This is a genomic window from Lysobacter stagni (genome assembly GCF_030053425.1).
GTDB classification, from domain to species: domain Bacteria; phylum Pseudomonadota; class Gammaproteobacteria; order Xanthomonadales; family Xanthomonadaceae; genus Lysobacter_J; species Lysobacter_J stagni.
Map to the genome: position 1 here is coordinate 636846 of NZ_JASGBI010000001.1, position 25018 is coordinate 661863.

Genomic DNA, 25018 nt, shown 5'->3' on the forward strand with positions numbered 1-25018 from the left:
AGCTTCCGCTCGCAAGCGAGCGGGTTACTTTTGTTTCGGCAAAAGTAACCAAAACCATCCGCTCCCTCCGCGATCCGCCGCTACGCGGCGGTCCCCTGTGCTCCTCGCCAGTCAGGGGGACGTCGCCCAAACTCGCTGCGCTCAAACATGGGCGACTCTTCGCCCCCTGCCTGGCTGCGGTGCTCGGCTCGCTCCGAAGTCGCAAGATCAACCTCAACGGCACTGCAAAGGCAGCGGCAAAAGCAAAGCGCCGGCAATGTGCCGGCGCCCTGGTCAATCACTTCGCCTCGATCACTTCGTCGCGAACGCCGATTCCAGCTGCAGCCCCTGGAACGCCGGCGGTGCCGAGCCTTCCGTCGCGTAGCGGTACAGCGCGGCCGAGTAGATGCCGCTGAGCGCTGCCTGGTACACGCCCATCACCAGCAGCGCGATCACGAACACCACCAGGATCGCCACCGCCAGCACGCCCGACAGCTGCGCCGCGACCCACGCCAGCAGCAGGCCGACCACGAGCACGGCGAACATGGCCATGCCGAACACCAGACCGATGCCGACGTTGCCGATGGCGTTCTCGCCCCAGGTGCGCTTGAGCAGGTTCGCGCTGCGCTTGAGCGCCTCGAACGGCCCGACTTCCTGATGCACCAGCACCGGCACCACCAGGAACGTCGCCAGCGTCCACACCGTACCCAGGCCACCGCCCAGCAGGCGCACCAGGAAGTGGTCGTCGTCCTTCATGCGCTTGAGGATCAGGCCGACGGTGGCGGCGATCGCCGCGTAGCCGAGGATCGCCGGCAGTCGCGCCTTGGCGGCGTTGATGCCGTCGGCGATCGTCGGATCGCCGCCTTCCAGACGGATCATCGCCGCGCCAACCAGCGCGCAGTTGAAGAACACGATGACGCTGTACTGGCAGAAGTAGAACAGGAAGACCCAGATCGCCCCGGAGACGCCGAAGCCGTGCTGGAACACGCGCCAGCCGATCAGCGGCACCAGGAACGTCGCCAGCACCACCAGCGTCGCCGCTGCGGAAATGATCGGAAACACCATCAGTTCCTTGTCCGAACGCAACACCGCCGCGCTCGCCTTTACCAATTCCCAACTGCGCGAGAACTTCTCGAACATCTCGATTTCCCCAAAGTCCCCCATGGACCAACGCGCATCCTCGCGGCGCGAGGGCATTGGCGGCAAGGGGGGCAGACGGGAATTCGGACGGCCGGCGCACTCCGCATACCGGCATCGCTATGCTCCGGATATCGCACGGACTGCAACGGAACGGTCATGAAGCCCACCCGCCTCGCCCTCCTGCTGCTGGTCGCTGCATTCGCGACGGCGAGCGCCAAACCAGTCACCGTGCCAACCAGTCCGCGCGCGCAATCCGCCGAGGCACGCGTGCGACCTGCGCTGCAACGCGACCTCGCCGCCGCGGGCCTGCGTTATGGCGCGCCCGTGCTGGTGCGGTTGTTCAAGCGCGAGCACCGGCTTGAGGTGTGGGTCGACGACGGTCGGCAGTTCCGCCTCTTCCGCCACTATCCGATCTGCACCTGGTCTGGCCGGCTGGGGCCCAAGTTGCAGCAGGGCGACGGCCAGGCGCCCGAGGGCGTGTATCGGATCGGCCCGACGCAGTTGAACCCGACCAGCCAGTACCACCTGGCCTTCAACCTCGGATATCCCAACGCCTTCGATCGTGCACACGGGCGCACGGGCAGCTATCTGATGGTGCACGGCAACTGCGTGTCGATCGGCTGCTACGCCATGGGCGATGGGAACATCGAAGAGATCTACAGCCTGGTGGCGGCGGCGCTGCGTGGCGGTCAGCCGTCGGTGCCTGTACTGGCATGGCCGTTTCGTTTCGATGCGCCCGATGCGTCCTCGATGCTCACGCATCGCACCTGGGGCGGCTTCTGGCAGCAACTGCGTGCGGTCGACCATGCCTTCGACACCACCCGACGCATGCCGGCAGTGCGCGTGGTGGACGGTGCGTACCGCGTGCAGCCCTAGCCGTTACCCGAGCGTCGCGGTGTCCCACTCGACGCCATGATCGGCGTGGCGCTTCCACAGTTCGGCAAGGGTGAGGCCGACACCCGGGACGACGACGTCCGGCGCGATCTCCGCCAGCGGTCGCAGCACGAAGGCGTGCTTCAGCTCGGGCCGCGGGATGCGCAGGTTGCCCGCGCCTTCCAGTACACGGTCGTCGAACAGGACGATGTCGATGTCGAGCGTGCGGTCGCCGTAGCGCGGACCGCTGCGGTCGCGGCCGTGCGCGTCTTCCAGCGCATGCAGCCACGCGTTGAGCGCGTGCGGGTCCAGGTCGGTTTCGACGATGGCCGCGGCGTTGTGGAAATCGGGGCCATCGAAACCCACCGCGCGCGTGCGGTAGACCGGTGACAGCACGACGTCGCCAAACCGCTCGCGCAGTGCCTGCACGGCCGCACGCAGGTGCACGACGGCGTCGACGTTGCTGCCCAGGCTCAGGTAGGCACGGCTCATCGGGAGATCGCGCACCGGGTCAGGACGCGGAGCGTTCGATCATCACGCCCACGGCGCGCGCGCCGCGGACCGCGCCGGGCTTGCTCAGCTTCAGGCGCACGCGCTGCACGCCGAACTCGGTGAGGATGATCTGTGCCACGCGTTCGGCCAGCGTCTCCACCAGGCCGAAGTCGGACTGGCTCACGTACTCGACGACGCGCTTGCTCACCGCCTTGTAGTTCAGCGTGTCCGCGATGGCATCACTGGCGGCGGGAATGCGGTTGTCGAACGCCATCTCGATGTCGAACACCAGCGGCTGGCGGATGCGGCGCTCCCAGTCGTAGATGCCGATCAGTGTCTCGATCTCGAGACCTTCGATGAAGACGTGGTCCATGGGATTGGGGGCTTGGGCCGTGGCGTGGGACTGACGTGATTCTACGGTCCGCGTCGGCCAGTCCCTATTGCCGAGTCGCGGGACTCACGCGGTCGCCACTTCCTCGAGCGTTGCCATGTCCCAACGCGGCGTCACCCGCACTGCAAGGTCACCGTGCTGGCCAGCCTGCAGGCGAAGCGCGCCGGCGAAAGCGATCATCGCGCCGTTGTCGGTGCAGAACTGCGGACGCGGGAAGCTCACGCGACCGCCGCGCCTGCGTGCCATCTCGTCCAGCTTCGCGCGCAGGCGCTTGTTCGCGCCCACGCCACCGGCCACCACCAGCGTGTCGCAGCCGGCCGCATCCAGCGCGCGCTCACACTTGATCGCCAGCGTGTCGACCACCGCGTCCTCGAAACCACGTGCGATGTCAGCGCGGGTCTGCTCGCCGCGGTCGCTGTGTTGCCAGGCCAGCAGCACCTGGGTCTTCAGGCCGCTGAAACTGAAGTCCAGCCCGGGCCGGTCGGTCATCGGCCGTGCGAACTTGAACACGCCGGGCCGGCCCTGCTCGGCCAGCGCGGCCAGCTGCGGGCCACCCGGATACGGCAGGCCCATCAGCTTGGCGGTCTTGTCGAAGGCCTCGCCGGCGGCATCGTCCAGCGTTTCGCCCAGCAGCCGGTAGCGGCCGATCGCCTCCACATGGACCAGCTGCGTATGGCCTCCGGACACCAGCAGCGCCACGAACGGCGGCTCCGGGCGGCCGCGAGCGGGGTCTTCCTCCAGCAGCGGTGCCAGCAGGTGGCCTTCCATGTGGTGGACGCCGATGGCCGGCACATCCAGCGCCCAGGCCAGCGAACGCGCCACGCCGGCGCCGACCAGCAACGCACCGACCAGCCCCGGGCCGGCCGTGTAGGCCACGCCGTCGAGGTCGGAGGCCTCCAGGCCGGCCTCGGCCAGCGTCTGGCGGACCAGGGGGAGCAGTTTGCGCACGTGGTCGCGGCTGGCCAGCTCCGGCACCACGCCGCCGTATTCGGCATGCAGGGCGATCTGGCTGTAGAGGGCGTGCGCGCGCAGGCCCGTGACCGTGTCGTACACGGCCACGCCGGTCTCGTCGCAGCTGGTTTCGATGCCGAGGACTTTCAAAGGGACGGTTTCCGCGGGGGACGGACAGCGCATCCGGACCGCCGGAAGCGTGTGGATTCAAGGACCTGCGTCCAGCACAGGCCCTGGATAGGCCCCTATGTTGCACCTTCCGGAAGGCCGCCGCTATAATGCGCGGCTCTTCCCCGGCCTGCCCGGGCCGGTTCCTGAAACGAGATTACGTATGCCCAGCGTCAAAGTCCGCGAAAACGAGCCTTTTGAGTTTGCTCTGCGTCGCTTCAAGCGCACCTGTGAGAAGGCCGGCGTCCTGGCCGAGACCCGCAAGCGCGAGTTCTATGAGAAGCCGACCCAGGAACGCAAGCGCAAGGCCGCTGCCGCGGTGAAGCGCCAGGCACGCCGCGCCTCGCGCGACGTGACCAAGCGTCAGCGCCTGTACTGATCGCGTCCAGCGGGGCCGCGCAGCGCGCGACCCGCTCCTGAACGCATCGCACGAGCCGGCCGCGCCCAGCGCTGCCGGCTTTTTGCGTTTCCGAACGACCGATCCCAGGGCTTGCAACGGCCCTTAAGCGCGATTCCGTCCGGACCCAAACCCGCCACCCCGCACCGCGTGCCATTGGCACTCGACCCGCCAAGGAGCCCCCGATGAGCCTCAAACAGCGACTCAACGACGACATGAAGGCCGCCATGAAGGGCGGCGACAAGGCCAGCCTGGCCGTCATCCGCCTGATCAACGCCGCGATCAAGCAGAAGGAAGTCGATGAGCGGATCGAGCTGGACGACACCGCGGTCATCGCCGTGCTCGACAAGATGGTCAAGCAGCGCAAGGACTCGGTCAGCCAGTACGAAGCCGCCAACCGCGAGGACCTGGCCCAGGTCGAGCGCGACGAGATCGTCGTGATCGAGCGCTACATCCCCGCCAAGATGGGCGAAGCCGAAATCCTGGCGGCCATCGAGGCCGCCATCGCCGAGACCGGCGCCACCGGCCCGGCCGACATGGGCAAGCTGATGGGTCCGCTCAAGGCCAGGCTGGCCGGCCAGGCCGACATGGGCCAGGTGTCGGCGCTGGTGAAGAAGCGCCTGAGCCCGTAACGGAGTTACCGGCCCGCCGTCGGCGGGCCATGCAAGGAGGTGCACCATGAAACGCCACGACCACCCGATCGCCTGCTTTCGAGGTCACAAGTAAGCGACGCAAGGGCTTCCCCTCCGAAACCCGCGTCAAGCGCGGTCACCGGATCGTGCATGGCCACAAGGAGCTGATGGAGAAGCTCGGTCGCAACGATCCCTGTCCGTGCGGCTCGACCCGGAGGTTCAAGGAACTGCTGTCTCCACACGGGACGCTTCGAAGGATCGCAGCGCCACCATTACACGAGGGACTGATCCACCGGAGCCGGGCGCATGCCCGGCTTCGTCGCCTCTGCCACCTGCGTGGCATCCTTACTCGCCATGGCCCGCATTCCCGACGCCTTCATCGACGACCTGCTCGCCCGATCCGACATCGTCGAGATCATCGGCGCGCGCGTGCCGTTGAAACGGCAGGGCAAGGAATACTCCGCACGCTGCCCGTTCCACGACGAGCGTTCGCCCAGCTTCACCGTCTCGCCGACCAAGCAGTTCTACCACTGCTTCGGTTGCGGCGCGCACGGCACCGCGATCAGCTTCCTGATGAACTACGACCGCCTCGAGTTCCTCGACGCGGTGGAGGAACTGGCCAAGCGCCTGGGCATGGAGGTGCCGCGCGACACGCACCAGCGCAACGCCAACCCCGATAGCCAGGACCTGTACGGCGCGGTGGAAGCAGCGTCGAAGTTCTTCCAGAAGCAGCTGGCGAACGACGGACGCGCACTGGGCTACTTCGACAGCCGCGGCGTCGACGCCGACACGCGTGCCCGCTTCAGCCTGGGCTACGCCCCCGATGGCTTCAACGCGCTGCGCGATGGCCTGGGCACCGACCCGCGTCGCATGAAACTGCTCGAACGCGCCGGCCTGTTCTCCAAGAACGACCGCGGCCACGTCTACGACAAGTTCCGCGACCGCGTGATGTTCCCCATCCACGACCGGCGCGGGCGCACCATCGCCTTCGGCGGACGCGTGCTCGATAAAGAGAACGGGCCGAAGTACCTCAACTCGCCCGAGACCGAACTCTTCCACAAGGGCCGCGAACTCTACGGTCTGTGGCAGGTTCGGCAGGCGCACAACAAGATCCCGCGACTGATCGTGGTCGAGGGCTACATGGACGTGATCGCGCTGTTCCAGAACGGCGTCGACACGGCCGTGGCGACGTTGGGCACCGCGACCACGCCCGATCACGCGGAACTGCTGTTCCGCAACGCGCCCGACGTTTTCTTCTGCTTCGATGGCGACCGCGCCGGTCGCGGCGCCGCATGGAAGGCGGTGGAATCGGTGCTGCCCCGAATGAAGGACGGACGCCAGGCGTTCTTCCTGTTCCTGCCCGACGGCGAAGACCCCGACTCGCTCATCCGTCACGAAGGCCGCGACGGCTTCGAGGCGCGTCTGCAACAGGCGACGCCGCTGTCGCAGTTCTTCTTCGACTCGCTCAGCAGCGACGTCAACCTGCACACGCTGGAGGGCAAGGGTCGCCTGGCCGAGCGCGCCAAACCCTTCCTCGCGCAGATTCCCGACGGCGCGTTCGGCGACCTGATGAAGCAGCGCCTGACCGAGCTCACCGGCGTCGGCGCACGCGCCAGCACGCCGGACACGCACGTGCCCGCGCAGCGTGCGCGCGGCGGCGCCGCCGCGCAGCCGGCCAACAAGCCATCGTTGGTACGCAGCGCGATCACCGCGCTTCTGCAGCAGCCTGCGGTCGCCCTTGCGCTGCCTTCATCGCTGCATTTCGCCTCGCTGGACCAGCCCGGCATCGGGCTGCTGGTGGAACTGATCGAACTGGTGCACGAGCGCCCGGACATCTCCACCGGCATGATCCTGGAACACTTCGCCGATCGCAGCGAAGCGGCCGCGCTGACCAAACTGGCGATGGCGCGCGCTGTGGAGACCACCGCGTCCACGCCACTGGACACGCGAGTGCTCGACGACGCCGATCGTCGCCAGCAGTCCTTCCTCGATACCGTCGCGCGCCTGGATGCGCAGGCGCTGCAGCAGCGCATCGAATCGCTGCAGTCGCGCATGTCCACGCTGGTCGATGCGGAAAAGCAGGAGCTGCGCGAGCTGCTCACCCTGCGCGTGCAGCACAGCCGCCACTGAGCGACGCAACGCCGCATCACCTGACGCCAGCGCGTGCTACTTCGGCTTCGAGTACCACAGCGCGTTGACGATGACCCAGCGGTCGCCGAACTTCCCCATGTGGAAGAAATCCACGAACCATGGTGTTTCCGCGCGCACGGCGGCGGTGTTGCCCGCAACATCCAGCACGGTGCATGAGCGATCCCACTGCGCCTTCGGTGTCTTCAGCGCGCCCTGTCGCGTCAGTTCGACCAGTTCCTCCTTGCTCATGCGACGCAGGCCCAGGCGTTCGTCCACCGTCTCGCCCAGCACGCGCCGCTTGGCGAGGTCGGGATGCAGCGAGCGCGCGACGCGCTCGGGATCGCCCTCCAGCTGCCCGTCGACGTAATCGAAGCACGTCGCTTCGATCGCAGTGCGCGTGGCAGGCTCGATCACGGCGACCGGAACGGTGGCCGTGGCCGATGCGGCAGCCAGCATCAGACTCATCAGGGGCATGGGCAACTCCTTGCGCGTGAGGACCGGACAGTGGACGTCAGCGTAACGGGGACCGCGGGGACGGAACCTCGTACCGGCATCGCATCATCCGCGATGCCGCACGGCAATCTGCGTAGGCCCCACGCCGCGCACGGCACGGATGCAACGCGCCATGTGGCTGGGATGCGCGAAACCGGTGGCGAGCGCGATCTCCGTCATGCTCATCCGCCCGTTCGCCAGGTGCTCGCACGCGCGCTCGACGCGGCGCTGCATGACGAACCGGTGGGCAGGCATCCCGCAGGCATTGCGGAAAAGCACCTTGAAATGCGACACGCTGAAGCCCGCCACGTCGGCGAGTTCGGCCAGCGTCAGGTCCGCATCCAGATGCGCTTCGATGTAGTCCACGACGTTGCGCAGCCGCCACGCGGGCAGCGCGCGGGCGTGTTCGTCATGACGCACGCCCGGCGAACGAAGGCGAAGCAGACGCGCCGCGAGTGCGCAGGCCAGTGCGTCGGCGAACAGACGCCCGGACGGATACCCGTCGTGGCTTTCGCGCTGCATCATCCAGCCGATGTGTTCGATCTGTTCGTCGCGGACGTGGATCGCCGGGGCGGGGTCGGCCGCGTCCGCTGCAAGGCCCAGCGTCGCCGCGGCTTCGTGCATGCGTTCGGGTGCCAGCCGCAGCAGCAGCGACGTCGCTGGCGCCGACAGCGTCCAGCGCGTGCTGGACCCGGCAGGCACGACGCAGAACTGGCCGTGCAGGCGCGTGCCGCGACGCTCGGCGCTGGTCGCGCGGTAGGACACCGGCACCGGTCCACCCAGGTGCAGGCACAGCACGTGCCGGTGATCCACCGGCGAATCGAACCGTCCCGACGGCACGGGCGAGGTCAGCACATCGAGCGACGGCAGCGCGCCGCCCGGCGCAGCATCCGAGATGGCCTGCACCGGCGCGGGTGGATAGCAGGAAGGGCGGCCGCGGTCACGCATGAGCGGATGCTCCACCGCCACAGGGGCCGGACGAAGGCCCGAAAGTCATCCTTTGGTGTCCGCCGTCGGCCAATCGTGCGCGCCGCCCACGAGGAAGCGCCCCAGCATGGCTGCCTCCAACCAGACATGCGGCAACGATGAAGACACTAGCCCCCCTCGCGCTCGCGCTGGCCCTTGCGGCCACGACGCTCCTGGCCCATGCGGGCGAGGCAACACCTCGCCCCGCCGTCGCAGCCGGCACCGTCGGTGATGAACATCGCCGCCTCGGCGAACTGGCGGGACTGTGGGCCGTGAGGCAGTCGCTTTGGCTCACCCCGGGACAGCCGCCGCGTGTGGACGCAGGCACGGCAGAGTTCAGTATCGTGCTGGGAGGCCGCGCATTGCGGCAGGACCTGCGCGTGAGTTCGGACGCGCCGTTCCAGGGCATCGGCCATACCGGCTTCGACAACGTCTCCCGCACGTATTTCACCAGCTGGATGGACGTGAACTTCACCGACCTGCTGGTGCTGCGTGGCGAGTACGACGAGGCCAGCCATACCTACCGCTTCAGCGGCAGCATGACCGGCGCCGACGGCACGCACGTGCCCACGCGCGAGGAGCTGCGGGTGGTCGATGCGAACCATCTGCTGGCCCGGTACTTCGAGACGAAGCACGGCACTGAGACCCTGGTGGTCGAACTGGCCTACTCGCGCCGCTGACGCGCACCGGACTTCATCCCACCGCAGAGCCCTCCGCCCGGCGCCTCAAGCGCCGGGCCTTCGCCTGTCCGGCCTCGGCGCAACCGCGCCTCGACCGCGGTCCGCCCCGCGACATTCGCTCCGGTCAGCACCGGATTCGTCGCCACGCAGCCGCGTTCGTCGCAATCCCGGCCCATTCCGGCCGGGGCTCGCTATGCTCCGCCGCAATCCTTCCGCTTCAGGCCGTCACGTGTTCAAGAGCATGGTCTTCGTGCTGCGCATCGCCGCAGCCTGGTTGCTGGCAATCCTGGTGGCTTCGGCCATCTGGAACGAAATGCCGCTGCTGGGCCGCCTGGACTGGCTGATGACGATCGTCGGCATGGCCACGATGGCGCTGGTGGTCGCCGCCGCGCTCTCGCACGTGGGCCGGGTGCGCCTGATCTCCGGCCGCAACGACAAGGAAGCGTTGGACAACCGGCAGCGCCGGCAGGTGGAGATTCCGTTCGACGCCGGCGAGGCGTTCGACCTGGTGGATGCCGCCATCCGCGAGCTTCCGCGTGTCCAGGACGTGGAAAGCGCGCGCGACAGCCTGCAGGTGCGCGCCAAGGTGATGCGCCTCGAAGACTACAACGCGTATCCGCTTGGACGCTGGAACCCCATGCGCTGGTTCGGCGTGCCGCAGAACCGCATCCAGGCCACCGTGCTGCCGGGGCGCGACAGCGCCAGCGTGACGCTGATCTGCGAGCCGGAAACGCCCGCATGGAGCGACTGGTTCCTCGTCGATGACGGCACCAACTTCGAGAACGTCGAAGCCATCACCCGCGCCATCAGCCGCCGCGTCGCGGAACGACGCCAGAGCGAGAAGAGCGAAGCGGCGCAGACCGCCGTCGAGAAGGAGCTCACTGTCGCCAAGCTGAGCCTGCTGCATGCGCAGGTCGAGCCGCACTTTCTGTACAACACGCTGGCCAGCGCGCAATTGCTCACGCGCAGCGATCCGGCGCGCGCCGACGAGATGCTCGGCCACCTGATCCAGTACCTGCGTCGTTCGCTGCCGAGTGCGGACAACGAGCTGTCCACGCTGGGCGCCGAACTGGAGCGGGCGCTGGCGTACCTGGAAATCCTGAAGATCCGCATGGGTTCGCGCCTGTCGGTGCAGGTGGACGTGCCGGAAAACCTGCGCGCCACGCCATTGCCGCCGATGGTGCTGCAGACGCTGGTGGAGAACGCGATCAAGCACGGGCTGGAGCCGCGCACCGGTGGCGGCACGGTCTGGATACGCGCACGCCGCATCGACGATGTGGTCACGGTCACCGTGGCCGACGACGGCGAGGGCTTCAACACCAAGACCAGCGGCACCGGCATCGGCCTGAAGAACGTGCGCGAACGCCTGCGCCTGCTGTACGGCGCGAGTGCGGCGCTGTCGGTCGTCGCCAACTTCCCGACCGGCGTGGCGGCGACGCTTTCGGTTCCGCCCGCCCTGCCGCCGCCGATCGAACAGGATTTCCGCCATGTCTGAGACCGCCCTCACCTGCGTCGTCGCCGAGGACGAAGCGCTGCTGCGCGAAGCCTTGCTGAAGCAACTGCGCCAGGCCTGGCCCGAGCTGCAGGTCGTCGCCGAATGCGAGGACGGCGCGAGCGCACTGGAAGCGCTGGCCGAACACAAGCCGCGCGTGGCGTTCCTCGACATCCGCATGCCCGGCCTGACGGGGCTCGAGGTCGCCGCGGCCGCGGCCGAGGTCGCACCGCAGACCCAGATCGTGTTCGTGACCGCGTACGACCAGTACGCCATCGATGCGTTCGAGCGCGGCGCCGTGGATTACCTGCTCAAGCCGATCTCGCCCGCGCGACTGGAAACGACCGTGCAGCGCCTGCAGGCCCGTACGGGAAACAACGACGCGGCCACGCTGGCGGCGTTGCTCGATCGACTGGGCACGCGTCCGCCCGCACCGTCGGCCGCGCCGCCGCTGACCTGGATCACCGCCAGCGCGGGACGCGAGACGCGCCTGATCCTGGTCGACGAGGTCGCCTATTTCCGCGCGGACAACAAGTACACGACCGTGGTGACGGCCGAAGGCGAGGCACTGCTGCGTACGCCCATCCGCGAACTGCTGGCGGTGCTCGACCCGTCCACGTTCAAGCAGATCCACCGCTCCACCATCGTCAATCTCAAGGCGATCGCGGGCATCGTCCGCGACGACGCAGGGCGCGGCACCGTGCGCCTGAAGTCGCGCCCCGAAACGCTGTCGGTCAGCGCGCCGTTCATGACGCTGTTCCGCCACATGTGATCGCAACGCCCGGTTTCCGGCATCGGACCGCCACCCTCCTTCGAGGTGACCCATGAAACTCTCGGCCCTGCTGTATTTCCTGCTTTCGCTGTTCGGCGTCGATGTCGGCCGCAGCACCTTCGTCGACCGCGTCAGCATCGATGGCGTCCAGTCGCTCTACAGCAAGGCCACCGTGGAAGCCGGCGTCGCCCGCTTCGAATGCCTGCGCAGCGCGAGTGGTCAGTGTTACTACACCGTGTTTCCGCGCGACTGCGCCGCTACGTCGACGACCGGTCGTAACGCCTGCGTGTCCGAACCGATCAAGCGCTTCTCCGTCGCCAACGGCGACAGCCGCCAGATCACGGGGTTGCACGACTTCCGCCTGTGCGTCAGCGAGAAGGACGGCACGCCGGGCACGGGCTGCCAGATGCCGGCGCCGAAGGCTGCGCACTGAGGACGCTGGTGACCGGGGGCCGCACGCGCCCGGTTGCGCGTTCCATCCAGCGGGCTCAACGGGAGCGGTGACAACCTTCATCGTGACGCGACGCGCGCGGTACAGTCGCGATTCCGTCCCCGGGGGAACACCGATGTCGCCGCGTTCGTCCTTCCTCGTTCACGCCCTGCTCCTTGCCTGCACGTTGCCGGTGGCGGCCCAGCCCGCACCGAGGGTGAGCCGCGAGCAGGTCGGAACCCGCACCAGCGAGAACATCCCGGCGCTTCCGCCCGCGCTGGTGGAGCAACTCAACCGTTACCAGAACACGCGCGGCGCCACCTTCGCCGGCTGGAGCGGAGACTGCATGCTGATCAGCACGCGCTTCGCCGAAACGGCGCAGGCGCATCGCGTATGCCAGCCGCTGGGCATGCGCGAGCAGCTGACGTTCTATCCCGAACCCCTGGCTGCCATCGAAGTGGCACCGGCGAAGTCGAAGCTGGACGGCTTCGTGTTCGGCAAGGACGTGGGCGGCAACGAGTTCTGGCAGCTGCACTGGTTCGACCTGGCCTCACGCAACACCACCCTGCTCACCGACGGCAAGGCACGCAACCAGGGCCCGCTGTTCTCGCACGATGGCAAGCGCTTCGCATGGAGCAGCACCGCCCGCAACGGCAAGGACACGGACATCTGGGTGACGGAGTTCGCGACGAAGCAACCGCGCGTGCTGGTCGCCGAGGGCGGCCAGTGGAACGCGATGGATTTCTCGCCGGACGGCAAACGCCTGCTGGTGATGAAGTACGTGTCCGCGGCAGAGTCGTACCCCGGTGTGGTGGACGTGGACAGCGGCAAGCTCACGCTGTTCCCTGTCGACGGCGGCAAGGCCTCGTTCAACGGATTCCGTTTCGCGCCCGACGGCCGCGCGGTGTACTTCATTTCCGATGAGCCGGTGAAGGGCAAGGCGCAGGAGTTCCATACGCTGCGCCATCACGATCCGGCCACAGGTCGGTTCGAAGTGCTGACGTCCGCAACGCCGTGGGACGTGGCGGACCTGGCGATCGCCGACGACGGCAAACACCTGGCCTACACCACGAACGAGGACGGCATCTACAGGCTGCACGTGCTTTCGCTGCCGTCGCACACGCCTGTGAAGTTGCCCGAGCTCCCGGTCGGCGTGGTGGTGAACGTGGGCTTTTCGCCCGATGGCAAGCGCCTGGCGGTCACGATGAACTCCGCCACGTCGCCCAGCGACGTTTATGTCATCGACCTGCCTGGTGCGAAGCTCACGCGTTGGACGCAGAGCGAAGTGGGCGGACTGGATCCGTCGAAGTTCGTCGCACCCACGCTGGTGCATTACCCGACCTTCGACGAAGTGGACGGCAAGGCGCGCCTCATCCCCGCCTTCTACTACCGGCCGGCGAATGCGCCGGCGGGCGCGAAGCTTCCGGTGGTGATCAACATCCACGGCGGGCCCGAGGGCCAGTCGCTGCCCACGTTCAACCCGACCGCACAGTTCCTCGCCAATGAGCTGGGCGTGGCCATGCTGTTGCCGAACGTGCGTGGCTCGGAGGGCTACGGCAAGACGTACCTGGGCCTGGACAACGCCGACAAGCGCGAGGACTCGGTCAAGGATATCGGTGCGCTTCTCGACTGGATCGCACAACAGCCGGAGCTGGATGCGTCCCGCGTCGGCGTGTACGGCGGGAGCTATGGCGGTTACATGGTGCTGGCCTCGCTGATGCATTACAGCGATCGCATCAAGGCGGGCGTGGACATCGTCGGCATCTCGCACTTCGGCACGTTCCTGAAGAACACCGAGAGCTACCGTCGCGACCTGCGCCGCGCCGAGTACGGCGACGAGCGCGATCCGGCGATGGCGAAGGTGTTCGATGCGATCTCGCCGCTGAATCACGCCGACCGCATCCGAGCCAAGCTGTTCGTCGCGCAGGGAAAGAACGACCCGCGCGTGCCGTACACCGAGGCCGAGCAGATCGTGAAGGCGGTGCGCGGCAACGGCCAGCCGGTCTGGTACCTGCTGTTCGACGATGAGGGCCACGGCTTCCGCAAGAAGACCAACGTGGATTACTTCACCGCCGCGACGATGCTGTTCTGGCAGCAGAACCTGATCGGCGAAGACGATACCGCAGCGACGAAGTAGCTCCTTCGACAGACCCATCGCGGCGCGCGGCCACCCTGCGCGCCGCGGATTCAGGCAACGCCCGCCCGCGCCCGCGATGCGTTTGCGTTGACTCCGCCACCACACGCGACGGCGCAAGCTGACGCCAGCTTCGGTGGAGAGCTGTCATGCGCGCCCCCCTTCCCCTTCTGACTGCGGTCCTCACCGTGGCGTGCCTTGGTAGTGCGTGCAGCACCAACGCGCGCAACGACAGCCAAGCCACCGCCCCCCTGCCGGTACCGGTGAACGAGCACGAGCGCGCCGAGAAGGCGCTGACCGCGTTCCTGGCCTCACGAAGCATCCGGGAAGTTCCGGCGCATCGCGATGCGACACCGGACCTCGATGGCGATGGCTCGCCCGATCTGCTGATGCTGCTCGACGACCAGAACTGGTGCCAGGTCGACGGTTGCACGCTGCTGGTCTTCCACGCCGGCAAGGATGGCGACTCGCTGGTGAGCGAGTCGATCTCGGTGCGCGCGCCCATCGCCATCGGCAGCCGCATCAACCGCGGCTGGCACGACCTGCTGGTGAACGTGGGCAACGGCGACGACGCCGGCGTGGTGGCGCTGGAGTTCGACGGAACGCGCTATCCGGCCGATCCGTTGATGGCCGCCTTGCTGGACCCGCACCGCCTGCCGTCGGCGACACCGTTGATCGACGCGGAGATGGCGCCGCGGGTGGCTACGCAGTAGCGCCGGTCACGCGCCGCTCGAGTACCGTGCAAGACGCTGGTCCAGCGTGCCTGTGTGCAGCTCGAAGAGGTGGTTGTCGAAATCGTGGAAGTAGAGGGACTGGCCCTCGCCTTCGACGCGAGTTCGTGCCGACCGGAACTCCACGCCCAGCGCCTTCAGGCGGGTTTCGTAGCCGGGCAGCTCGTCCGCGCTGACGTGGAATGCGACGTGCTGATACGAACGGATCGAGGGAGGCTCGCCTTCCATCGCGGCCAGCCAGACATCACCCAGCACAAAGAACTTCTCGCGCGTCAGGGAGAAGTTGCGATCGCGACTGTCGTAGACCTCGCGCGCGCCGAGGCCCTCGCACAGGAAGCGCGCCATGCGTTCGAGATCGCGCACGACGAACGTGATGTGGCTGAGACCGCGCACTCCGGAGGGGCGCTCGCCCGTCATCGACCGGCGACGTCGCCCTTCACCACCACCCCACCCTTCATCACGAAGGGCACGTCCTGCAGCAGCGTGACGTCCTGCGTCGGATCGCCCGGCACGGCAATGAGGTCGGCGTAGCGCTTGGCCTCCACCACGCCCACATCGTCGCGCCCCAGTGCCTGTGAGGCGTTCACCGTCGCGGCCTGGATGGCCTGCAGCGGCGACATGCCGTAACGGACCATCACCGGGAACTGACGCGCATTGTCGCCGTGCGGATAGATGCCGGCATCGGTGCCGAAGACCATCTTCACGCCGGCCTGGTTGGCGCGGCGGAAGTTCTCGCGCTGGATATCGCCGATCTCGCGATCCTTGCGCATGTTGTCCTCGAGCTCGCCGTTCTTGCGGCCCTCGGCCTGCGTGTAGTCGGTGTTGTAGATGTCCATCGACAGCCACGCTCCGCGCTGCTTCGCCAGGCGGATGCCTTCCTCGTCGATCAGGCTGGCGTGCTCGATGGTGTCCACGCCGGCACGGATGGCGTCCTTGATGCCCGCCGCGCCGTGCGCGTGCGCGGCGACCTTCAGGCCCCACTGGTGCGCTTCATCGGCGACGGCCTTCATCTCCTCAAAGCTCATCTGCTGCTGGCCGGGCTCGGTGTTGCGCGAGAACACGCCGCCGGTGGCGCAGATCTTGATGACCTGCGCGCCGTACTTGCGCAGCTCGCGCACGCGCTGGCGGCCCTGTTCGGGCGTGTCGGCGTTGTAGGGGCTGCGTTCTTCCATCGACGGCGGGAAGAACGTGGAATCGCAGTGGCCACCCGTGGCGCCGAATGCGAACGCCGCGGTGACGATGCGCGGACCGGTCAACTTGCCCTCTTCGATGGCCTGGCGCAGGCCCACGTCGTTCCATGCCTCCGAGCCGACGTTGCGCACGGTGGTGAACCCCGCCAGCAGCGTGCGCTGCGCATGCACCACCGACAGCATCGACCAGAAGCGGTCGTTGAACTGCAGGCCGGTGTAGCCGCCGTATGTGGGGTCGGCATCCAGGTGCACGTGCATGTCGATCAGCCCCGGCATCAACGTCATGCCCGGGAGGTCGATGCGCTTCACGTCCGCCGGCACAGGCGCGCCTGCGCGCGCCACCTCGACGATCCGGCCATCGCGCACCAGCACCTGCGGGTGGTCGATCATCCTGCCGCTGCGCACATCCAGCAGCCGATCCGCGGTAACGACGGCGTCGTCCGACGAGGGTGCCTCATCGATCAGCAACGGCGCCTTCGCCGAAGCGGCGGATGCGAAGGCGAACAGCGGAAGCAGCGCGATCGTCAGGAACCCCGGGGAACGGTGCGGCATCGACATCTCTCGTAAGGGAAGGAACCGCGGCCGGACCCGTCAGCGCTGCGGCTGGAACTCCATGATCGGCGACGGCTGCAGCAAGGGCATCAGCCAGTGGTCGAGCAGGAGGAACGCGAACAGCGCCATCAGGTAGACGATGGAGTAGTTGAAGACCTTCATCGCGTACAGCTCGTCGGGCGGGTTCATCAGGCGCCAGGCATAACCCAGGAACACCACACCCAGCACCAGCGCACCGCCGAGGTAGAACAACCCGCTCATGCCCGCCGCCCACGGCAGGACGGTCACGGCGACCAGCAGCACGGTGTAGAACAGGATCTGCCAGCGCGTGTATTCCACGCCGTGCGTGACCGGCAGCATCGGCACCATCGCGCGTGCGTAGTCGGCACGGCGGAAGATGGCCAGCGCCCAGAAGTGCGGCGGTGTCCACACGAAGATGATCAGCACCAGCAGCAGCGCGTGCGGCCAGTCCCATTCGCCGCGCATGCCGGTGATCGAGGCCCAGCCCAGCAGCGGCGGCGCCGCGCCTGCGATGCCACCGATCACGATGTTCTGCGGCGTGGCGCGCTTGAGAAACACGGTGTAGACCACCGCATAACCGATGAGCGAGGCGAACGTGAGCACCGCCGTGATGGTGTTGACCCACACCACCAGGATGGTCATCGACAACGCCGCGAGGATCATCGCGAACACCAGCGCCTGGCGCGGCGTGATCTGGCCGGCGACGATGGGGCGCCACGACGTGCGCGCCATCTTGGCGTCGATGCGCGAGTCCAGCAGCTGATTGATCGCGGCCGCGCTGGATGCGGCGAGCCAGATGCCGAGGAAACCCAGCACCGACTCGCGCAGCGGCGGCAGGCCCGGCACCGCGAGGAACATGCCCACCAGCGCGGTGAAGACGATCAGCGCCACCACGCGCGGCTTGGTGAGGTCCCAGTACTGCTTGGCGGTGGCGTGCGGCATGGCGGTGGACATCACGGTTCCGGGGAGCGCAGGCGCGCCAGCAGCGAGACCAGGACGAACAGCAGCAGCGCCGCACCGGCGTTGTGCATCACCGCAACAGCCAGCGGCAGGCCCAGCTTGACGTTGGCGATGCCCAGCGCGACCTGCGCCACCACCAGCAGGCCCAGCAGCGTGGCCCAGCCGCGCATGCCCGGCGTGCGGATCAGGCGCAAGGCGAGCCACAGCATGTAGACGAACACCACCACCGCCATCATGCGGTGCGCCATCTGGATGGCGATGCGCGCCTCTCCATCGAGGATGCCGCCTTCGTAATCCACGCCGATGCCGCGCCAGAGCACGAACCCTTCATGGAAATCATGCGGCGGCCACCACTGGCCCACGCAGGTGGGGAAGTCGTTGCCACAGGCCAGCGCTGCGTAGTTGGCGCTGACCCAGCCGCCCAGCGCGATCTGCAGCGCGAGAACCGCGATGCCCACCATCAGCAGGCGGCGCACCAGGGTTGCCTCGGCCAGGCGGATCGGCAGGTTCGTCGCGCGCCACGCCATCCACAGCAGCAAAGAGAAGGTGAGCAGGCCGCCGAGCAGGTGCGACATCACCACGACCGGTTTCAGCAGCCAGGTCACCGTCCACATGCCCAACAGGGCCTGGAAGATGATCACCGCCAGCGTGATGGCCGCCACGCGCGCGAGGTCGAGGTTGCTCCAGCGCAGCGCGGCGAACAGCAGGATCGCCTCGCCCGCGATGGCCAGCGCGGATGCGGCGACGTGCTCGCCATGCATGTACATCGGAATGGCGATGCCGACCAGCAGCGCGGCGGCGGCGATCTGCAGCGCGCCGCGTGGGCGCTTGCGTGCCGCGATCAGCGCGAGGGTGAGCACAAGCACGCCCAGCGTGCCGGCGATCATGCGATGGAACTGCTCGCGCCAGGCCTTGTGCACTTCGACCGGGCGAATCGCGGTGGCGGCGTGGTCGACGATCTCGTGCGCGGCCGTCGGCCATGCGGCCCGGCCGTAGCAGGTCGGCCAGTCCGGACAGCTCAGGCCGGCGTTGGACAGGCGCACGAATGCGCCGAAGACGATCACGCCCAGAGCGAGCGCGACCGCCAGCCAGGCGATCCGGTGGAAATGCCTGTACGGAGCAGGCTTGTGCGGCGTGGTCATGCGGAACAGCTCATCCAGTCAATGCGGGTGGCGATCACTTCACCTTGATCAGCCTGGCGACGTCGGCGCGCAGCCCGGCCGGATCGAAGCCGGGAGGGTAGCGCAGAATCACGAAGCCGTAGGGATCGATCACGTAGGCCGGCACACCGTGCACGTTGCCGGTGCCGCGGTCGTCCACCCGGGGCAGTCCTGCGCGCAGGCTGGCATCGGGACGCAGCTCGCGCAGCGTGCCCGGCCGCGGCGCCGAGGCGGGCCAGCACGGCGCCTGGGTCGGGCACGCCCACAGGACGTGGACCTCGTCCGCGTCCTTGCCGAACAGCTGCCATACCGTGTTGATCTCGCGCGCGAGCGTCTCGCACTGCGCGCCGCAATCGGCCGGCGGTGCGACGACGATGCGCCAGGTGCGTTCGCCGGCCTTCCACACGTATTCGCCGCCATCGAGCAGGCGCGGCGACAGCGCGCGCAGATCGCTCGGCGGATCGAGCAGTTCGCCGTTGTTCTTCAGGCCCTGCGGACGCCAGCCCGAGAAGCGCAACAGGCCGGCAACCAGCATGCTGCCGAAGAACATCGCGAACAGCAGCACCAACAGCATGCGATTGCGACTGCGATGGGCGGAGGCGTTGGGGTCGTCGGTCATGGCGAACTCCTTATGGTCGACGGCGCTTGCGGAACGTGAGGATCAACGCGGTGGCCAGCACGGCCAGGGCCAGTGCGAACCATTGCACGGCATAGCCGCGGTGCTGCTCGGGCGGCAGCGTGTTGGGCAGCAGCTCCAGGTCGCGCTCGAAGCCGATCTTCAGCGCGGGATCCAGACGCAGCACGCGCGGCGCCAGCGGCACGGACAGCCCGGTCTCGCGCGCGATGGCCGCGAGGTCCACGCGCGGCATCAGCCAGCCCCCGCCCTGCCGCACGAGCGCGGGACCCAGCGCGAGCCCCGTGGAGGGCGGCGAGGTCAGCAGGCCGCTGAGCTGCATCGTGCCGTCCGGTCGGGGCACCGTGGGCAACGTGCGGTCGCCGGGCAACGGCAGCCAGCCCAGGTCGACCAGCAACGGCTGGCCCTGTTCGGGAACGAAGATGCGGTAGGCGCGCACGCCGGCGCGGCCATTGCGTTGCTGGTTGTCCAGCAGCAGTGCATCGCGTGCATCGAACGAACCGGTTCCGGCCGCCCAGTCGTACTCGCGCACGCGCGCGGCGTCGGTGGCGACCGACAGCGGTTTCGGCGTGCGGTCGGCCAGAACCCGTGCGGCGGCATCGAGCATCGCCTGCTTCTCGACCGCGCGACGGGACTGCCACAGGCCGAGGTTGGCGAACAGCGCGATCGCCAGCAGTGCGGCGGTCCAGCCGACGATGAGGGTACGACTACGGCTCACGACTTCCTCGCGTGCCGCTGCGATAATGGCTGCCACCCCCGCCACGGGGCCGATCGGAGGCCGCCATGAACGATTCGCTGAAGACCCTGCTGGTCATCGCCTTCCTGATCATCATCCTGTGGAACCTGGGCGCCGGCCTCTACTACATGCTCGTGGACAAGGGCGAGAGCAAGCGCACGGTGAACGCGCTGACCCGCCGCATCGCGCTGTCCGTCGCGCTGATCCTGCTGGTGGTGCTGGCCAACTACATGGGCTGGATCAAGTTCCACGGCGGTCCGTGAGGCGCCGGGATTCGTAATTCGGGATTTGGGATTCGCAAAAGCAAAAAGGGCGACGGTCATCCCGTCGCCTTTTTCGTTGGAGATCCGGGTTGTGGTATTGCGAATCCCGAATCCCGAATCTCCAATTCCGTCCTTACAGCACGTAGACGAACAGGAACAGGCCCAGCCAGACCACGTCGACGAAGTGCCAATACCAGGCCACCGCCTCGAACGCGAAGTGGTGGTCCTTGGTGAAATGGCCCTTCAGGCAGCGGAACCAGATCACCGCCAGCATGATCGTGCCGAGCGTGACGTGCGCGCCGTGGAAGCCGGTGAGCATGAAGAACGTGGAACCGTAGATGCCCGAACCGAGCGTCAGGTTCAGTTCCTTGTAGGCGTGGATGTACTCCTCCGCCTGGAAGAACAGGAACAGCGCGCCGAGCAGGACCGTCAGGCCCAGGAAGGTCAGCAGCTGCTTGCGGTGGCCGGCCTTCAGCGCATGGTGCGCGATGGTGACCGTGACGCCCGAGGTCAGCAGGATCATCGTGTTGAGCAGCGGCAGGCCCCAGGCCGGGATCGTCTGGTAGAGGCCGCCGATGCCGCCCGGACCGTTGCTCGGCCACGCAGCCGAGAAGCCCGGCCACAGCAGCGAGTTGGTCATCACGCCGTCGCCTTCGCCACCGAGCCACGGCATCGCGAACTGGCGGGCGTAGAACAGCGCGCCGAAGAACGCGCCGAAGAACATCACCTCGGAGAAGATGAACCAGAGCATCCCCATGCGGAACGAGGTATCGACCTGCTTGTTGTAGTTGCCGCGGATCGACTCGCGAACGACATCGCCGAACCAGCCGAACAGCACGCCGACCATCAGCGCGATGCCGATGAAGAACACCGGCCTGCCCCAATGGACTTCGTTGAACCAGCTGGCGAGGCCGACCATGGTCGTGAACAGCGCGATCGACCCGAGGAACGGCCAACGGCTGCTGTGCGGCACGAAGTAGACGTTGGCGTCTGGCGAATGGGTTTGGGCCATGGCGGCGTTCCGGTTATGTGGTGCGATTGCTAGGAAGGATCAGCGCGTCACGGCGGCCAGCGGGTCGGGCGCGGCGTTGGCCGTGCCTTGCGCCTGGGCGGTGAGCGCTTCGTTCTTGAAGAAGGTATACGACAGGGTGATGGTCTTCACGTCGGCCGGCAGGTTCGGATCGACGATGAAGCGCACCGGCATTTCACGCACTTCACCGGCCTTGAGCGTCTGGGCGGTGAAGCAGAAGCATTCGGTCTTGCTGAAATAGCCCGAGGCACGCGCTGGCGCGACCGACGGAACGGCGCTGCCGACGATGGTGCGTTCGGAGGTGTTGCGCGCGTGGTACGTGGTCTCGTACTGCTCGCCCGGCACGACCTGCATCGTGAGGTTGTTGGGCGAGAAGTCCCACGGCAGCTTGGAATTCACGCCGCCATCGAACTGCACGGTGATCACGCGCTTGGCCGGCGTGGCCTGCGCCTGGCCAACGCCTTCGGCGGCGGTACGCTCCAGGCGGATGCCGAACACCTTCTCGCAGGCGATGCGGTAGAGCGGCACCAGCGCGAAGGTCAGGCCGAACGCGGCGATCGCCACCACGACCATCTTGCCCAGTCCGGCGCTCTTGCGGTCCGGCGTGGCGGGACCGTGTTGTTCCGGCGCGCCGCTCACTTGCCCACCGTATTGCTGACGATGAACACCACGTACACGGCCACCGCGATCGCCGCGACCCACAGCGCCGTGCGACGCGCGGCCTTGCGGCGCGTTGCGAGCTCGTCCTGGTTGTGGGTCGGCTGGTTCATGGTCGGTACGCAGGAAGAAGACGGGGTTTGGCTCTTGGAGCCCCCTTAAGTTAAGGGGGCGGCCGTCGCGAAGCGGCGGCGGGGTTGTGGAAGCTTGCCCACTCGTCCGAAGCCGGTGCTCCTCGCGCTTCTCCCATCAAAGAACGATCAATGAGTGATGTCGCCGTGCGCCAGGTCGCCATCGCGGATGACCGGCGGGGTGCTGAAGGTGTGGTGCGGTGCCGGGCTCGGCACGGTCCACTCCAGGCCACGCGCGGTCGGCCAGGCGCGGGCTTCCGCCTTGACGCCCACGGCCTTCGAGCGCCACAGGATGAAGGCCATCATGAACGGCGTGGCGAACATGCCGAACGCGCCGATCGAGCTGACCAGGTTCCAGTCCGCGAACACGACGTTGTAGTCCGGGATGCGGCGCGGCATGCCGGCCAGACCCAGGAAGTGCTGCGGGAAGAACAGCAGGTTGACGAAGATCATCGTCCACCAGAAGTGGAACTTCGCCATCGACTCGCTGTACATGCGGCCGGTCCACTTCGGCCACCAGTAGTAGACGGCGGCGATGATGGAGAACAGCGCGCCGGTCACCAGCACGTAGTGGAAGTGCGCGACCACGAAGTAGGTGTCGTGGTACTGGAAGTCGGCCGGGACGATGGCCAGCATCAGGCCGGAGAAACCGCCGATGGTGAACAGGATCACGAACGACAGCGCCCACAGCATCGGCGCCTCGAACGAGATCGAGCCGCGCCACATGGTGGTCACCCAGTTGAACACCTTCACGCCCGTCGGCACCGCGATCAGCATGGTCGCGAACATGAAGTAGAGCTCGCCACCGAGCGGCATGCCGACGGTGAACATGTGGTGCGCCCACACGATGAACGAGAGGAAGGCGATCGAAGCGGTCGCGTACACCATGGCCTGGTAGCCGAACAGCGGCTTGCGGCTGAAGGTCGGGATGATCTCCGACACGACGCCGAACGCCGGCAGGATCATGATGTAGACCTCGGGGTGACCGAAGAACCAGAAGATGTGCTGGAACATCACCGGGTCGCCGCCGCCGGCCGCGTTGAAGAACGAGGTGGCGAAGAACTTGTCGGTGAGCAGCATCGTCACGGCACCGGCGAGCACCGGCATCACGGCGATCAGCAGGAACGCGGTGATCAGCCAGGTCCAGCAGAAGATCGGCATCTTCAGCAGGTCGATGCCCGGGGCGCGCATGTTCAGCACGGTGGCGATCACGTTGATCGCGCCCATGATCGAGCTGATGCCCATCATGTGGATGGCGAAGATCGCGAAGGCCACGTTGCTGCCGCCCTGCAGCGACAGCGGCGGATACAGCGTCCAGCCGCCGGCCGGTGCGCCGCCCGGCAGGAACAGCGTCAGCAGCAGCATCGTGAAGGCGAACGGCAGGATCCAGAAGGACCAGTTGTTCATGCGCGGCAGCGCCATGTCCGGCGCGCCGATCTGCAGCGGGATCATCCAGTTCGCCAGGCCCACGAAGGCCGGCATGACGCCGCCGAAGATCATGACCAGCGCGTGCACGGTGGTCATCTGGTTGAAGAATTCGGGATTGACGAACTGCAGACCCGGCTTCATCAGCTCAGCACGGATGACCACCGACATGCCTGCGCCGATGATGAACATGATGAAGCTGAAGATCAGGTACAGCGTCCCGATGTCCTTGTGGTTGGTCGAGAAGAACCAACGCTCGATGAAGCCCTGCTTGTGGGCGTGATCATCGTGATGGGTGTCAGCGTGCGTGACGGCCATGGCCTACCTCAGGAGATGCGGGACGATCAGCCGGCGACCGGAGCCTGCTTTTCAGCAGCGGCCGTGGCGTCGGTGTTCGGGGTGGTGCCTTGCGGCTGGGCCTCGTCGGCCGGCGCGGCCGGCTGTGCGACGGGGGCGGCCGGAGCGACGGGCGCCGGGGCGTTCTTGGCCTTCTGGTCGGCCAGCCACTGCTGGTACTCGGCCTTCGGCAGGGCATGGACCACGATCGGCATGAAGCCATGGTCCTTGCCGCAGAGCTCGGCGCACTGGCCGCGGTAGACGCCCGGTTCCTTGATCTCGGTCCAGGCCTCGTTGACGATGCCCGGGATGGCGTCCTGCTTCCAGCCCAGCGCCGGCACCCACCATGCGTGGATGACGTCGTCGGCGGTGATCACGAAGCGGATCTTGGTGTCCGTCGGCAGCACGAGGACGTTGTCGACGTCGAGCAGGTAGTGCGGGTGGTTCGCGTCGCGCGCGTCCTTGCCGCTCTGGCGGATCTCGTCGCTCTTGCGGTCCAGGCGGCTGGTGAAGCCGACGTTCTCGCCGAGGTAGTCGTACTTCCACATCCACTGATAGCCGGTGATCTTCACCGTCATCTCGGAATCGCGGGTGTCGTACATCTTGATCAGCTTGCTGGTGGCCGGGAAGGCCATCAGGACAAGCAGGACGACCGGGACCACGGTCCAGATCACTTCCAGGCGGGTGCTATGGGTGAAGTCCTTGTCCGGCACCACTCCCTTGGAATGGCGGAACTTGAACATGGCGTAGAACATGGCGCCGAACACCAGCAGGCCGATGATCACGCACACCCACAGGGCGAACATGTGGGCCTCATAGGCGTTGGCCGACTGCAGGGTGACGCCCCTGCCCATGTTCAGCTGCCACGGCTTCGGGTCGGCCGCCTGCGCGCTGGCAAGGACCGGCAGCGCCATCGCGGCGATGCCCGCGCCCCACTGCTTGAAACGACCGGCTTTCATCTGTTCGAGCCCCAGGAATCGCTAGGTAAATGTTATGTGCTTGGCTGAGCCGTTCGGCTTGGCTTCCGGGCTCATCCAGATGTCGGGGTCGGGCTTCCAGCCCTGGCAGGATCC

28 protein-coding genes and 1 pseudogene are annotated in these 25018 nt (G+C 67.3%); 12 read left to right on the forward strand and 17 right to left on the reverse strand.

All coding sequences use genetic code 11. The annotated features are described in order from the left end of the window. Positions 1-291 precede the first annotated feature (291 nt). Entirely contained in the window at positions 292-1119 is an 828-nt protein-coding gene (locus QLQ15_RS02830; protein ID WP_283211346.1) for a DUF6159 family protein, read from the reverse strand. Between the two features lie 156 nt (positions 1120-1275). On the opposite strand from QLQ15_RS02830, the gene QLQ15_RS02835 reads away from it, so the two are divergent. Next, positions 1276-1995: a L,D-transpeptidase family protein gene (locus QLQ15_RS02835; protein ID WP_283211347.1), complete on the forward strand. Its 720-nt coding sequence runs from the start codon at positions 1276-1278 to the stop codon at positions 1993-1995. Positions 1996-1998: 3 nt separating this feature from the next. Here QLQ15_RS02835 and folK read toward each other — a convergent pair whose 3' ends face one another. The 3 genes from folK to tsaD form a co-directional block, all read right to left on the reverse strand. After that, a complete protein-coding gene (folK, locus tag QLQ15_RS02840) occupies positions 1999-2484 on the reverse strand; it encodes a 2-amino-4-hydroxy-6-hydroxymethyldihydropteridine diphosphokinase (protein WP_283211348.1) in 486 nt (161 codons plus the stop codon). A gap of 19 nt (positions 2485-2503) precedes the next feature. Continuing rightward, positions 2504-2857, reverse strand: a complete 354-nt coding sequence (gene folB, locus QLQ15_RS02845; RefSeq protein WP_283211349.1) for a dihydroneopterin aldolase — start codon at positions 2855-2857, stop codon at positions 2504-2506. A gap of 84 nt (positions 2858-2941) precedes the next feature. After that, positions 2942-3976, reverse strand: a complete 1035-nt coding sequence (gene tsaD / locus QLQ15_RS02850; protein ID WP_283211350.1) for a tRNA (adenosine(37)-N6)-threonylcarbamoyltransferase complex transferase subunit TsaD — start codon at positions 3974-3976, stop codon at positions 2942-2944. Between the two features lie 181 nt (positions 3977-4157). Here tsaD and rpsU point away from each other — a divergent pair, with 181 nt between their 5' ends. The 4 genes and pseudogenes from rpsU to dnaG all read left to right on the forward strand — a co-directional run bounded on the left by rpsU (position 4158) and on the right by dnaG (position 7153). Further along, the gene (gene rpsU, locus QLQ15_RS02855; protein ID WP_031371286.1) at positions 4158-4373 is read left to right on the forward strand and encodes a 30S ribosomal protein S21; all 216 of its coding nucleotides are present in this window, start codon (positions 4158-4160) and stop codon (positions 4371-4373) included. 203 nt (positions 4374-4576) lie between these two features. Next, positions 4577-5023, forward strand: a complete 447-nt coding sequence (locus QLQ15_RS02860; RefSeq protein WP_283211351.1) for a GatB/YqeY domain-containing protein — start codon at positions 4577-4579, stop codon at positions 5021-5023. A 167-nt stretch (positions 5024-5190) separates the two neighbouring features. Then, positions 5191-5247, forward strand: a pseudogene (locus QLQ15_RS18340) (SEC-C metal-binding domain-containing protein); the annotation flags it as partial. 130 nt (positions 5248-5377) lie between these two features. Further along, on the forward strand, positions 5378-7153 hold the full coding sequence (dnaG, locus tag QLQ15_RS02865; RefSeq protein ID WP_283211352.1) for a DNA primase: 1776 nt from the start codon (positions 5378-5380) through the stop codon (positions 7151-7153). A 36-nt stretch (positions 7154-7189) separates the two neighbouring features. On the opposite strand, the gene QLQ15_RS02870 is transcribed toward dnaG, so the two are convergent. Both QLQ15_RS02870 and QLQ15_RS02875 read right to left on the reverse strand, forming a co-directional pair. Continuing rightward, positions 7190-7618 (reverse strand): nuclear transport factor 2 family protein, encoded by a 429-nt coding sequence (locus tag QLQ15_RS02870; protein WP_432277836.1) that lies wholly within the window; start codon positions 7616-7618, stop codon positions 7190-7192. Positions 7619-7711: 93 nt separating this feature from the next. Continuing rightward, a complete protein-coding gene (locus QLQ15_RS02875) occupies positions 7712-8593 on the reverse strand; it encodes an AraC family transcriptional regulator (RefSeq protein ID WP_283211354.1) in 882 nt (293 codons plus the stop codon). Between the two features lie 137 nt (positions 8594-8730). On the opposite strand from QLQ15_RS02875, the gene QLQ15_RS02880 reads away from it, so the two are divergent. From QLQ15_RS02880 to QLQ15_RS02905, 6 genes are all read left to right on the forward strand, one after another. Next, on the forward strand, positions 8731-9291 hold the full coding sequence (locus QLQ15_RS02880) for a DUF1579 family protein (RefSeq protein ID WP_283211355.1): 561 nt from the start codon (positions 8731-8733) through the stop codon (positions 9289-9291). A 229-nt stretch (positions 9292-9520) separates the two neighbouring features. Beyond that, a complete protein-coding gene (locus tag QLQ15_RS02885) occupies positions 9521-10786 on the forward strand; it encodes a sensor histidine kinase (RefSeq protein ID WP_283211356.1) in 1266 nt (421 codons plus the stop codon). Next, positions 10779-11555, forward strand: coding sequence for a LytR/AlgR family response regulator transcription factor (locus tag QLQ15_RS02890; RefSeq protein ID WP_283211357.1), 777 nt, complete (start codon positions 10779-10781; stop codon positions 11553-11555). Before QLQ15_RS02885 ends, QLQ15_RS02890 begins: the two co-directional genes overlap by 8 nt. A gap of 52 nt (positions 11556-11607) precedes the next feature. Next, on the forward strand, positions 11608-11988 hold the full coding sequence (locus QLQ15_RS02895) for a hypothetical protein (RefSeq protein WP_283211358.1): 381 nt from the start codon (positions 11608-11610) through the stop codon (positions 11986-11988). A 133-nt stretch (positions 11989-12121) separates the two neighbouring features. Continuing rightward, positions 12122-14122 (forward strand): S9 family peptidase, encoded by a 2001-nt coding sequence (locus QLQ15_RS02900; RefSeq protein WP_283211359.1) that lies wholly within the window; start codon positions 12122-12124, stop codon positions 14120-14122. 146 nt (positions 14123-14268) lie between these two features. Continuing rightward, the gene (locus tag QLQ15_RS02905; protein ID WP_283211360.1) at positions 14269-14832 is read left to right on the forward strand and encodes a hypothetical protein; all 564 of its coding nucleotides are present in this window, start codon (positions 14269-14271) and stop codon (positions 14830-14832) included. A 6-nt stretch (positions 14833-14838) separates the two neighbouring features. On the opposite strand, the gene fosX is transcribed toward QLQ15_RS02905, so the two are convergent. From fosX to QLQ15_RS02935, 6 genes are read right to left on the reverse strand one after another with little or no spacing between them, the layout of a single operon-like run. After that, positions 14839-15243 carry a FosX/FosE/FosI family fosfomycin resistance hydrolase gene (fosX, locus tag QLQ15_RS02910; protein ID WP_283211361.1) on the reverse strand — a complete coding sequence of 135 codons (405 nt, stop codon included), beginning with the start codon at positions 15241-15243 and terminating at the stop codon, positions 14839-14841. A 20-nt stretch (positions 15244-15263) separates the two neighbouring features. Then, a complete protein-coding gene (locus QLQ15_RS02915; RefSeq protein WP_283211362.1) occupies positions 15264-16592 on the reverse strand; it encodes a Xaa-Pro dipeptidase in 1329 nt (442 codons plus the stop codon). A 39-nt stretch (positions 16593-16631) separates the two neighbouring features. Beyond that, positions 16632-17555, reverse strand: coding sequence for a heme o synthase (locus tag QLQ15_RS02920; protein ID WP_283213913.1), 924 nt, complete (start codon positions 17553-17555; stop codon positions 16632-16634). Between the two features lie 11 nt (positions 17556-17566). Then, positions 17567-18715, reverse strand: a complete 1149-nt coding sequence (locus QLQ15_RS02925; protein WP_283211363.1) for a COX15/CtaA family protein — start codon at positions 18713-18715, stop codon at positions 17567-17569. A 34-nt stretch (positions 18716-18749) separates the two neighbouring features. After that, positions 18750-19352, reverse strand: coding sequence for a hypothetical protein (locus QLQ15_RS02930; RefSeq protein ID WP_283211364.1), 603 nt, complete (start codon positions 19350-19352; stop codon positions 18750-18752). Positions 19353-19362: 10 nt separating this feature from the next. Beyond that, on the reverse strand, positions 19363-20085 hold the full coding sequence (locus QLQ15_RS02935; protein WP_283211365.1) for an SURF1 family protein: 723 nt from the start codon (positions 20083-20085) through the stop codon (positions 19363-19365). A 65-nt stretch (positions 20086-20150) separates the two neighbouring features. On the opposite strand from QLQ15_RS02935, the gene QLQ15_RS02940 reads away from it, so the two are divergent. After that, positions 20151-20366, forward strand: a complete 216-nt coding sequence (locus QLQ15_RS02940; protein WP_283211366.1) for a twin transmembrane helix small protein — start codon at positions 20151-20153, stop codon at positions 20364-20366. A gap of 133 nt (positions 20367-20499) precedes the next feature. Here the strand turns inward: QLQ15_RS02940 and QLQ15_RS02945 are convergent, their stop codons facing one another. The 5 genes from QLQ15_RS02945 to coxB all read right to left on the reverse strand — a co-directional run bounded on the left by QLQ15_RS02945 (position 20500) and on the right by coxB (position 24904). After that, positions 20500-21378: a cytochrome c oxidase subunit 3 gene (locus tag QLQ15_RS02945; protein ID WP_283211367.1), complete on the reverse strand. Its 879-nt coding sequence runs from the start codon at positions 21376-21378 to the stop codon at positions 20500-20502. A gap of 39 nt (positions 21379-21417) precedes the next feature. Continuing rightward, positions 21418-22035 carry a cytochrome c oxidase assembly protein gene (locus tag QLQ15_RS02950; RefSeq protein WP_283211368.1) on the reverse strand — a complete coding sequence of 206 codons (618 nt, stop codon included), beginning with the start codon at positions 22033-22035 and terminating at the stop codon, positions 21418-21420. Then, complete coding sequence (locus QLQ15_RS02955; RefSeq protein WP_283211369.1) at positions 22032-22166, reverse strand: hypothetical protein; 135 nt, start codon at positions 22164-22166, stop codon at positions 22032-22034. The genes QLQ15_RS02950 and QLQ15_RS02955 overlap by 4 nt, the downstream gene beginning before the upstream one ends. 147 nt (positions 22167-22313) lie before the next feature. Then, complete coding sequence (ctaD, locus tag QLQ15_RS02960) at positions 22314-23927, reverse strand: cytochrome c oxidase subunit I (RefSeq protein WP_283211370.1); 1614 nt, start codon at positions 23925-23927, stop codon at positions 22314-22316. 26 nt (positions 23928-23953) lie between these two features. Continuing rightward, positions 23954-24904 carry a cytochrome c oxidase subunit II gene (coxB, locus tag QLQ15_RS02965; RefSeq protein ID WP_283211371.1) on the reverse strand — a complete coding sequence of 317 codons (951 nt, stop codon included), beginning with the start codon at positions 24902-24904 and terminating at the stop codon, positions 23954-23956. Between the last annotated feature and the right edge of the window lie 114 nt (positions 24905-25018).

Coding starts and splice junctions, on each gene's coding strand:
- coxB (WP_283211371.1), bottom strand. CDS start 24,904: ATGAAAGCCGGTCGTTTCAAGCAGTGGGGCGCGGGCATCGCCGCGATG.
- QLQ15_RS02940 (WP_283211366.1), top strand. CDS start 20,151: ATGAACGATTCGCTGAAGACCCTGCTGGTCATCGCCTTCCTGATCATC.
- QLQ15_RS02930 (WP_283211364.1), bottom strand. CDS start 19,352: ATGACCGACGACCCCAACGCCTCCGCCCATCGCAGTCGCAATCGCATG.
- QLQ15_RS02860 (WP_283211351.1), top strand. CDS start 4,577: ATGAGCCTCAAACAGCGACTCAACGACGACATGAAGGCCGCCATGAAG.
- ctaD (WP_283211370.1), bottom strand. CDS start 23,927: ATGGCCGTCACGCACGCTGACACCCATCACGATGATCACGCCCACAAG.
- QLQ15_RS02895 (WP_283211358.1), top strand. CDS start 11,608: ATGAAACTCTCGGCCCTGCTGTATTTCCTGCTTTCGCTGTTCGGCGTC.
- rpsU (WP_031371286.1), top strand. CDS start 4,158: ATGCCCAGCGTCAAAGTCCGCGAAAACGAGCCTTTTGAGTTTGCTCTG.
- QLQ15_RS02880 (WP_283211355.1), top strand. CDS start 8,731: ATGAAGACACTAGCCCCCCTCGCGCTCGCGCTGGCCCTTGCGGCCACG.
- QLQ15_RS02945 (WP_283211367.1), bottom strand. CDS start 21,378: ATGGCCCAAACCCATTCGCCAGACGCCAACGTCTACTTCGTGCCGCAC.
- QLQ15_RS02870 (WP_432277836.1), bottom strand. CDS start 7,618: ATGAGTCTGATGCTGGCTGCCGCATCGGCCACGGCCACCGTTCCGGTC.
- QLQ15_RS02830 (WP_283211346.1), bottom strand. CDS start 1,119: ATGTTCGAGAAGTTCTCGCGCAGTTGGGAATTGGTAAAGGCGAGCGCG.
- QLQ15_RS02920 (WP_283213913.1), bottom strand. CDS start 17,555: ATGCCGCACGCCACCGCCAAGCAGTACTGGGACCTCACCAAGCCGCGC.
- QLQ15_RS02890 (WP_283211357.1), top strand. CDS start 10,779: ATGTCTGAGACCGCCCTCACCTGCGTCGTCGCCGAGGACGAAGCGCTG.
- QLQ15_RS02925 (WP_283211363.1), bottom strand. CDS start 18,715: ATGACCACGCCGCACAAGCCTGCTCCGTACAGGCATTTCCACCGGATC.
- QLQ15_RS02835 (WP_283211347.1), top strand. CDS start 1,276: ATGAAGCCCACCCGCCTCGCCCTCCTGCTGCTGGTCGCTGCATTCGCG.
- QLQ15_RS02875 (WP_283211354.1), bottom strand. CDS start 8,593: ATGCGTGACCGCGGCCGCCCTTCCTGCTATCCACCCGCGCCGGTGCAG.
- QLQ15_RS02955 (WP_283211369.1), bottom strand. CDS start 22,166: ATGAACCAGCCGACCCACAACCAGGACGAGCTCGCAACGCGCCGCAAG.
- QLQ15_RS02900 (WP_283211359.1), top strand. CDS start 12,122: ATGTCGCCGCGTTCGTCCTTCCTCGTTCACGCCCTGCTCCTTGCCTGC.
- folB (WP_283211349.1), bottom strand. CDS start 2,857: ATGGACCACGTCTTCATCGAAGGTCTCGAGATCGAGACACTGATCGGC.
- QLQ15_RS02905 (WP_283211360.1), top strand. CDS start 14,269: ATGCGCGCCCCCCTTCCCCTTCTGACTGCGGTCCTCACCGTGGCGTGC.
- folK (WP_283211348.1), bottom strand. CDS start 2,484: ATGAGCCGTGCCTACCTGAGCCTGGGCAGCAACGTCGACGCCGTCGTG.
- dnaG (WP_283211352.1), top strand. CDS start 5,378: ATGGCCCGCATTCCCGACGCCTTCATCGACGACCTGCTCGCCCGATCC.
- QLQ15_RS02915 (WP_283211362.1), bottom strand. CDS start 16,592: ATGCCGCACCGTTCCCCGGGGTTCCTGACGATCGCGCTGCTTCCGCTG.